Below are 7,965 nucleotides of genomic sequence, written 5' to 3' on the forward strand. Positions count from 1 at the left end.
AAAGCAGCCTTGCGCTCACTTGAATAACGAGCCATTCGACACTCTTTATCCGCCCCCGGTCTTCACATTTAGATTATTCAGATTAGGCGACAACTATTCTGACACCGGGGGCCAAGCTGCATGTTGCTGTCGATCTCCAGCTCGCCCGTCCCCAGCACGTTGTCACTGCTGGTCTGGGGAGAGACGAACGCCAGGCCACCACGGACCAGGATGTCACCGGCCTGATGTGCCATGGCGACGGGGGAAGCAAAAGCGGCTGCGATTAACAGAGGAAGGATATTTTTCATCACATTATTCCTTTTTTGTTTTCTTTCTATGTTGCAAGCCCGAAAACTATAAAAGGATGTGAATGGCCGGTTATTGATTTAGCTCAATAGTTATCAAGGAATAGATAGATGTACACAGCAGCTTTGATTGGACAATCAAACCGCAGATGAAAATAAAAAGTCATTCAAATACATGATGATGCCTTAAATTACCGCATCATCATGAAATGTAAAATACAAATTAAATACACCTTAAACATCTTCATATCACCTTTCAATTGTTGTTTAATTATGCCCCGGGGCGTATTTTATTAATGCGATGTAACCACGCTGTAATTTGAATTCTATGAAACCACAGACACGCAAAGACAAAATTCTCGGCATTCTTGCCGCCATCTGGGGGATAGGTTCCTTCCTCTTCATTCTGCTGGGTTTCCTGTTCGCCCTCGCCTTCCTGATGCTGACACACTGAGTCTGCCGGACGAGTCCCTCTTTTCTCCCTCTCATCCCTGGCCGGGCGCCAGACCGGCGCACCTCGCCCATCGGCCAACAAAAAAGGGGCCTTGGCCCCTTTTTCTCGAGTGACGCTTATTTCTCCAGTAGAGGAGCGAGGAAGCGCGCCGTGTGGGACTCCTTGCAACGGCTCATCTCCTCAGGCGTACCCGTCACCAGAATACGGCCACCACCAGCGCCCCCTTCCGGGCCCAGATCAACGATCCAGTCCGCGGTTTTGATGACGTCCAGATTGTGCTCGATGATGACGATGGTGTTGCCCCGATCCCGCAGCTGGTGCAGTACCTTGAGCAACTGCTGGATATCGTGGAAGTGCAGCCCCGTTGTCGGTTCGTCCAGGATGTAGAGGGTCTGGCCGGTGTCCCGCTTGGAGAGCTCCCGCGCCAGCTTGACCCGCTGCGCCTCGCCGCCAGAGAGCGTGGTGGCGGACTGACCGAGCCGGATGTAGGAGAGGCCCACGTCCATCAGGGTCTGCAGCTTGCGCGCCACCGCCGGCACCGGATCGAAGAAGGCACGGGCATCTTCCACCGTCATCTCGAGGATTTCGTGGATGTTCTTGCCCTTGTACTTCACCTCCAGGGTCTCGCGGTTGTAGCGCTTGCCCTTGCAGACGTCGCACGGCACGTAGACGTCCGGCAGGAAGTGCATCTCCACCTTGATGACCCCGTCCCCCTGGCACGCCTCGCAGCGTCCCCCCTTCACGTTGAAGGAGAAGCGGCCCGGCTGGTAGCCACGGGAACGCGCCTCCTGGGTGCCGGAGAGCAGCTCGCGGATCGGGGTGAACAGGCCGGTGTAGGTGGCCGGGTTGGAGCGCGGGGTGCGGCCGATGGGGCTCTGGTCGATATCCACCACCTTGTCCAGATGCTCCAGCCCCTCGACGCTGCGATAGGGAGCCGGGGTGGACTCGGTGGCCTTGTTCAGCTCGCGGTGGGCGATGCGGAACAGGGTGTCGTTGATCAGGGTCGACTTGCCGGAACCGGAGACGCCGGTGACGCAGGTCATCACTCCGATGGGCAGATCCAGGTTGACGTTGCGCAGGTTGTTGCCGCTAGCCCCTTTCAATTTCAGCCACTTGCCGGTGAGCGGGGTGCGCTCGGCCGGGATGGCGATCTGCTTGCGCCCGGAGAGGTAGTCACCGGTCAGGGATTCGGGGTTCGCAATGATCTCCTCCGGCGTCCCCTGGGCGACGATGGCCCCGCCGTGCACGCCAGCCCCCGGGCCGATGTCGAGCACATGGTCGGCGAGGCGAATGGCATCCTCATCGTGCTCCACCACGATCACGGTGTTGCCGAGATCACGCAGGTGGGTCAGGGTCTTGAGCAGCCGCTCGTTGTCCCGCTGATGCAGACCGATGGAGGGCTCGTCCAGTACGTACATGACCCCCACCAGGCCAGCCCCGATCTGGCTGGCCAGCCGGATCCGCTGCGCCTCGCCACCGGAGAGGGTCTCTGCACTGCGCGACAGGCTCAGATAGTTGAGGCCGACGTTCACCAGGAAGCCGAGACGCTCGACGATCTCCTTGAGGATCTTGTCCGCTATCTGGGCACGCTGACCGGACAGGTTCAACCCTTCGAAGAAGGCCAGGGCATCGCCGATGGACTGCTCGGCGATGGCGGGCAGGTTGCGATTGTCCACGAAAACGTGGCGGGCTTCTTCCCGCAGTCGGCTGCCACCGCAACTGGTACAGGACTTGTTGGCGATGTATTTGGCCAGCTCTTCCCGCACCGCGTTGGATTCGGTCTCCCGGTAACGGCGCTCCATGTTGTGCAGAATCCCCTCGAACGGGTGCTTGCGCACCACCACGTCGCCGCGGTCATTCATGTAGCGGAACTCGATCTCGGTGCGCCCGGAGCCGCGCAGGATCACCTCCTGGGTCTTGAGCGGCAGATCCTCCCAGGGGGTCTCCAGGTCGAACTTGTAGTGATCGGCCAGGGATTTGAGCATCTGGAAGTAGTAGAAGCTGCGCTTGTCCCAACCACGGATGGCGCCGCCGGCCAGGCTCTGGCCGGGATCATGGATGAGCTTGGCGGGATCGAAATACTGCTGCACCCCGAGACCGTCACAGGTGGGGCAGGCCCCCGCCGGGTTGTTGAAGGAGAAGATCCGGGGCTCCAGCTCCGACATGGAGTAACCGCACTCGGGGCAGGCGAAGTTGGCGGAGAAGGTCATGGGGGCAACCCCATCCTCCCCGTCCATCGGCACCACCAGCACGATGCCGCCGGAGAGAGTCAGCGCCGTTTCGAACGATTCGGCCAGGCGCAGGGCCAGGTCATCGCGCACCTTGAAGCGATCCACCACCACCTCGATGGTGTGCTTCTTGTGCAGCTCCAGGGCGGGAGGATCCGACAGATCGCACACTTCGCCGTCGATACGGGCACGGATGTAGCCCTGGGCGGCCAGGTTCTCCAGCAGCTTGGTGTGCTCCCCCTTGCGGTTGCGTACCACGGGGGCAAGCAACATCAGCTTGGCACCTTTCGGCTGGGCCAGCACCTGGTCCACCATCTGGCTGATGGTCTGGGCGGCGAGCGGAATGGCGTGGGTCGGACAGCGCGGCTCGCCAACCCGGGCGAACAACAGACGCAGGTAGTCGTAAATTTCGGTGATGGTGCCGACGGTCGAGCGCGGGTTGTGGGAGGTGGACTTCTGCTCGATGGAGATGGCCGGAGACAGCCCCTCGATGTGGTCCACGTCCGGCTTCTCCATCAGGGAGAGAAACTGGCGAGCGTAGGCAGAAAGCGACTCCACGTAGCGGCGTTGTCCCTCCGCATAGAGGGTATCGAACGCCAGGGAGGATTTGCCCGAACCGGAGAGGCCGGTGACCACGATCAGCTTGTCACGGGGCAGGATCAGGTTGATGTTCTTGAGGTTGTGGGTGCGGGCACCCCGGATCACGATTTTTTCCATCTTGTTGCGCGCTCGATACGGGAACCAGAGCGGGTCAGTATGGCATAGAGACTACTGGATGAATAGACAGTCTTTCTCGTCCCGCTCCGCCTCTCAGAGATACTCCTTGGCCCAGCTCACCGCCTGCAACCGGTTCTTGACGTTCAGCTTCTTGAACACGTTGTAGAGGTGGGATTTGACGGTGTGCTCGCTCACGAAGAGGTTGTCGGCGATCTCGGTGTTGGAAGCGCCCGTCATCAGATGGCGGACGATCTCCTGCTCGCGGGCCGTCAACAGTGTCTGCTGGCGCAGGGGTTGCCCGTTGCCCTTGCGGTAGTAATCCACCAGGTCGCACAAGAGGTGGCGCGGGATCCAGTACTCCCCCTGCAACACCTTGCGAATGCCGAAGACCAGCCTGTCCAGGCTGTCCTGGCGGAAGAAGAGGCCGCTGGTGTGGGGCCACATCAACAGCAGCTCCTTGTCCGTACTGGTCGGGGCATTGAGCAGCACGGCGCTGGCATCGCCAAAACGCTGGCAGATGGTCTTGCTCCACAGCTCCTGCTGCGCCGACTTGAGGTAATCCAGATCAATCAACAGCAGCGGTTGGGTGCCAGTCACGGCGGGATCGGGCAGAGCATCCAGCGCACCCACCAACATGATGGGGAGGTCGAGCTGTTCGCTGAGGTGACGCTGGAAACTGGTGGCTTGTGCGTTATTTTCGGTGATCAGCACTAGGGGATATTCGGGCGTCATCAAGAGAACTTCCTTGCACATTCGGTCGGGGCTTTTCGGCAAGAAGAGTACCAATCCCCCTTCTGGCTGCAGCATTAAAAAAGTATTAGGCGTCGCGGTGGCCCTTTTGAAGCCCGACAATTTTCCAGCCAATACAAATGACTAGCACACCCCCCCCATTTGGGGGGTAGCTAGTGCCTGACTGCACCATAGCAAGCCTTCCCCCTCGATGCAGCACACTCCTGCGTCATCCCCTTGCTGGATTCCCCGGACCTCGGGTAAGTTACTCAGTCTGCGTTGGCGCCCGCAGAGGCAGGAAGGTGTGCGCTCATGCCCGCCAACTGGTACTATGACGGACAAACGCTGCGGCCGATCCATGACGCCTCTGCCGGCAAGCTCCGGCGCAGCCAGGACACTGATAGAGAGATGACACCCAGCCAGGGCGCGCATCTCGTTGCAAACAAACGCATTATTGAATGGGCCCAGGCATCTGGCCTGGCCGGTATACATAAGGGTGGAAGAGAGATTATGGCCAGTCGAGGCATCAACAAAGTCATTCTGATCGGTAACCTGGGGCAAGACCCGGAAGTGCGCTACATGCCGAGCGGCGGTGCCGTGACTAACATCACCCTGGCCACCTCCGATACCTGGCGCGACAAGCAGACCGGTGAGCAGAAAGAGCGCACCGAATGGCACCGTGTCGTCTTCATGGGCAAGCTGGCCGAAGTGGCCGGCGAGTACCTGAAGAAGGGCTCCCAGGTCTATGTGGAAGGCAAGCTCCAGACCCGTAAATGGCAGGATCAGAGCGGCCAGGAGCGCTACACCACCGAGGTGCTGGTCGACAGCTTCACCGGTGTGATGCAGATGCTGGGTGGCCGTCCGCAGGGCGGTGGCCAGGGCATGGGCGGCCAGTCATCCCAGGGCAACTGGGGCCAGCCGCAACAGGCTGCACCGCAACAGAACATGCAACGTCCTGCTGCCCCGCAGCAGAACATGCAACCGCAAGGCGGTTACGGCCGTCCGGCCCAGCAGCCGCAATCCGCCCCGCCGGTCTACAACGAACCGCCGATGGATTTCGACGACGATATTCCGTTCTGATCCCCTGCGGCAGGCCCTGATTCATCAGGGCCTTTTTTTACCTGTTTCTGACGCATTCACCTCCCCCGACGACCATGTTGCTGCCACTTTCCCCCGCTTTACGTCCCCTTCGTCCAGGCTTGTGGCTATCATCGAGACGATTTCTCCCTTCGGGAACCTGCATGAACCACTTGAGTCGTCTGCTGTGCCTCGCCCTGCTGATGTTCGGCAGCCACCTTGCCGCGGAGCCGCTGCGGGTGGGAGTCAGCTTTGCCATTCCTCCCTATGTCATCAGCCACGAAGACAGGGGCATTGAACTCGATCTCATGCGAGAGGCCTTCGCAGGCAGCCCCCATGAGCTGCAGGTCGTCTATCTTCCCCTGGAGCGCACCTTCAGGATGCTGGAGGAAGGCAAGCTGGACGCCATCATCAACGTCAAACCCGGCATGCTGGAAAGCGCCTACCTCTCACAGCCGGTGATCACCTTCCACAACCGGGTCTTTACCCTGGCGCCGACGGCAGTCCACACCATGAAGGATTTGCAGACCCTGCGAGTCAGTGCCTTCCAGCGTGCACGGCAGATCCTGGGAACGACCTTCTCCGACATCGTCGACCAGAATCCCCGTTATGAAGAGGTGGCGAGGCAGGAGGGACAGGTACAGCGGCTCCTGCTCGGGCGCACCGATGCCGTGATCCTGGAACAACGGGTGTTCTACTACTATCTGGCGCAGTTGCTCGGGGATGACCAGGAGGGCGACCGCTATCCCAAGGACAAGGTCAGACAGCACGACCTCTTCCCCCCGACTCACTACCACTTCGCCTTTCGCGAGGCGAGCCACCGGCAATGGTTCGACAGACAGCTCGCCAAGATGAAGGCGGACGGGCGCTATGAGCGGATTTTTGCCGCCTATGGCACCACCTCTACTGCCGGAGACAAAAAAGCCAGCCCATGATGGACTGGCTTGATACCGGCTCCGGGGAGCCGCAGTGGATGGAGCGTTACTTCATCGCGCTGCCGTTTTTCAGCTCTGCTTTCTGACGTTTGGCTTCGCGTTTCTCTTTCAGTGACATCTGCGGTTTTTTCTTGGCATCTTTGCCGTGATGCTGTTCTTTGTTGCTCATCATCAGACTCCAAAAAGGTTACCTGGACAGTTGGAACGGGTGTTCCAGCATGTCAGCCAAATCGTGGATTTCAGTACGCCAACAGTGACGATCGGGGATCGCACTGGCCTCAGCATACTCCCAATCTTCCGCCGGGATCCAGCCTCCCGGGAACGCCTGTCAGCCAGGCGTTCCCGTCGCGTGCTCCCCTCGGAAATGACGACCGAGCGACACTTTTGGCATCCGGGGACGGATGGTCAGCCTGTCTCCGATGGATGTGTGTTAGGGTGGGCATTCAACGATCGCAGGAGCGCGTCATGAAGAAGCTGGAAATGAAGGATCTGACCGAGACCGAGAAAGCCGAGATTGCCCTGCTGGTGCAAAAGGCCCAGGCCAATGCCGATCACACCCTGACCAACGGGGAGCGCAACAAGATCCGTGAGGCAGGACGCCAGAAGATCGCCGCCGATCGCGCCCAGGCCGCCAAGGCGGCTTCCGCACTGGCGCGAGAGAAAGCCAAGGAGCGAGCCAGCGCCCAAGTGCTGCCTGACACCTTCAGCTGGTCCGATTCCGTCAGCAACAAATACCGTGGCAGACGGTAACGGCAGCATGAATGCACGCAGATGACGCTGCTGCATAAAAGGGGGCTGGCAGAGCGTCCTGTCATCCCCCTGAAAAGGGCAGCAGGAGGCGCCTGGCAGCTGATGCACACCCGGATAAAACGCCGATCCAGCCATCACTGACTGAAACGAATACCAAGATAAAGATTGCCATGACAGGGTGTGCGTGTTCTAATCGTTTTCGATGGTTCGGTAGTTCAGACCTGATTATGTTAGGCAGTCATCTTAAAGCAGTGATTTGTGCAGGCAGTTATCCCCGATAATTCTTGCCAGATAATTCTCCTTCTTTAGTGCTCCCCATACGTATTTCTGACGAAAAATCATGGATTGCCGCTCCGGTGGCGTTTCACTAATCACTACTCAAGGAAATTATCATGTCCAAAATGACTGGTACCGTAAAATTCTTCAACGCCGAGAAAGGCTTCGGTTTCATCTCCCCGGCTGACGGCAGCAAAGACGTGTTCGTTCACTTCTCCGCCATCCAGTCCAACGGTTTCAAAACCCTGGAAGAAGGTCAGCGCGTTGAGTTCACCATCGAGCAAGGCCAGAAAGGCCCGGCTGCTGCGAACGTCGTTCCGCAGTAATTCAAGCCGGAGCACCTTCCCCTCTTTGGGCAAGGGCCTCAGCAAGAATTGAAAAAACCCGCTTCGGCGGGTTTTTTGTGGTTCATCGCGGCTTTCCGGGGAAGGCCGCCTTGATTTTCAGAAAAAAGTATTCTGAGTCCCTAAATCCATATGCCATGCGCTTTATCACTTTGATCTTGTTGTTCACCC

At 58.9% G+C, this 7,965-nt stretch carries 9 protein-coding genes and 1 pseudogene; 5 read left to right on the forward strand and 5 right to left on the reverse strand.

Translation table 11 applies throughout. The features are described from left to right. Positions 1-110: 110 nt before the first annotated feature. Positions 111-287 (reverse strand): annotated as a pseudogene (locus PG883_RS21680) (outer membrane protein OmpW); the annotation flags it as partial. A 325-nt stretch (positions 288-612) separates the two neighbouring features. Here PG883_RS21680 and PG883_RS21685 point away from each other — a divergent pair. Further along, entirely contained in the window at positions 613-738 is a 126-nt protein-coding gene (locus PG883_RS21685; protein WP_010674215.1) for a hypothetical protein, read from the forward strand. Between the two features lie 116 nt (positions 739-854). Here PG883_RS21685 and uvrA read toward each other — a convergent pair whose 3' ends face one another. Together uvrA and PG883_RS21695 are read right to left on the reverse strand one after the other, a co-directional pair. Then, complete coding sequence (gene uvrA, locus PG883_RS21690) at positions 855-3,683, reverse strand: excinuclease ABC subunit UvrA (RefSeq protein WP_270808134.1); 2,829 nt, start codon at positions 3,681-3,683, stop codon at positions 855-857. A gap of 93 nt (positions 3,684-3,776) precedes the next feature. After that, positions 3,777-4,415: a LuxR C-terminal-related transcriptional regulator gene (locus tag PG883_RS21695; RefSeq protein ID WP_081843839.1), complete on the reverse strand. Its 639-nt coding sequence runs from the start codon at positions 4,413-4,415 to the stop codon at positions 3,777-3,779. Positions 4,416-4,922: 507 nt separating this feature from the next. Between PG883_RS21695 and PG883_RS21700 the strand changes: the two genes are divergently transcribed. Together PG883_RS21700 and PG883_RS21705 are read left to right on the forward strand one after the other, a co-directional pair. Next, complete coding sequence (locus PG883_RS21700; RefSeq protein WP_010674212.1) at positions 4,923-5,492, forward strand: single-stranded DNA-binding protein; 570 nt, start codon at positions 4,923-4,925, stop codon at positions 5,490-5,492. A 161-nt stretch (positions 5,493-5,653) separates the two neighbouring features. Continuing rightward, positions 5,654-6,424 (forward strand): substrate-binding periplasmic protein, encoded by a 771-nt coding sequence (locus PG883_RS21705; RefSeq protein WP_270808136.1) that lies wholly within the window; start codon positions 5,654-5,656, stop codon positions 6,422-6,424. 46 nt (positions 6,425-6,470) lie between these two features. On the opposite strand, the gene PG883_RS21710 is transcribed toward PG883_RS21705, so the two are convergent. Next, positions 6,471-6,596, reverse strand: a complete 126-nt coding sequence (locus tag PG883_RS21710; RefSeq protein ID WP_257520123.1) for a hypothetical protein — start codon at positions 6,594-6,596, stop codon at positions 6,471-6,473. A gap of 293 nt (positions 6,597-6,889) precedes the next feature. Here PG883_RS21710 and yjbD point away from each other — a divergent pair, with 293 nt between their 5' ends. Further along, positions 6,890-7,174, forward strand: coding sequence for a DUF3811 domain-containing protein (yjbD, locus tag PG883_RS21715; protein ID WP_201902285.1), 285 nt, complete (start codon positions 6,890-6,892; stop codon positions 7,172-7,174). A 392-nt stretch (positions 7,175-7,566) separates the two neighbouring features. Continuing rightward, complete coding sequence (cspE, locus tag PG883_RS21720; protein WP_010675897.1) at positions 7,567-7,776, forward strand: transcription antiterminator/RNA stability regulator CspE; 210 nt, start codon at positions 7,567-7,569, stop codon at positions 7,774-7,776. 82 nt (positions 7,777-7,858) lie between these two features. Here the strand turns inward: cspE and PG883_RS21725 are convergent. Further along, a partial coding sequence (locus tag PG883_RS21725; protein ID WP_201872345.1) for a transposase occupies positions 7,859-7,965 on the reverse strand: 107 nt, incomplete at its 5' end.

Source organism: Aeromonas sp. QDB25 (genome assembly GCF_027707725.1).
Taxonomy (GTDB): Bacteria; Pseudomonadota; Gammaproteobacteria; order Enterobacterales; family Aeromonadaceae; genus Aeromonas; species Aeromonas caviae.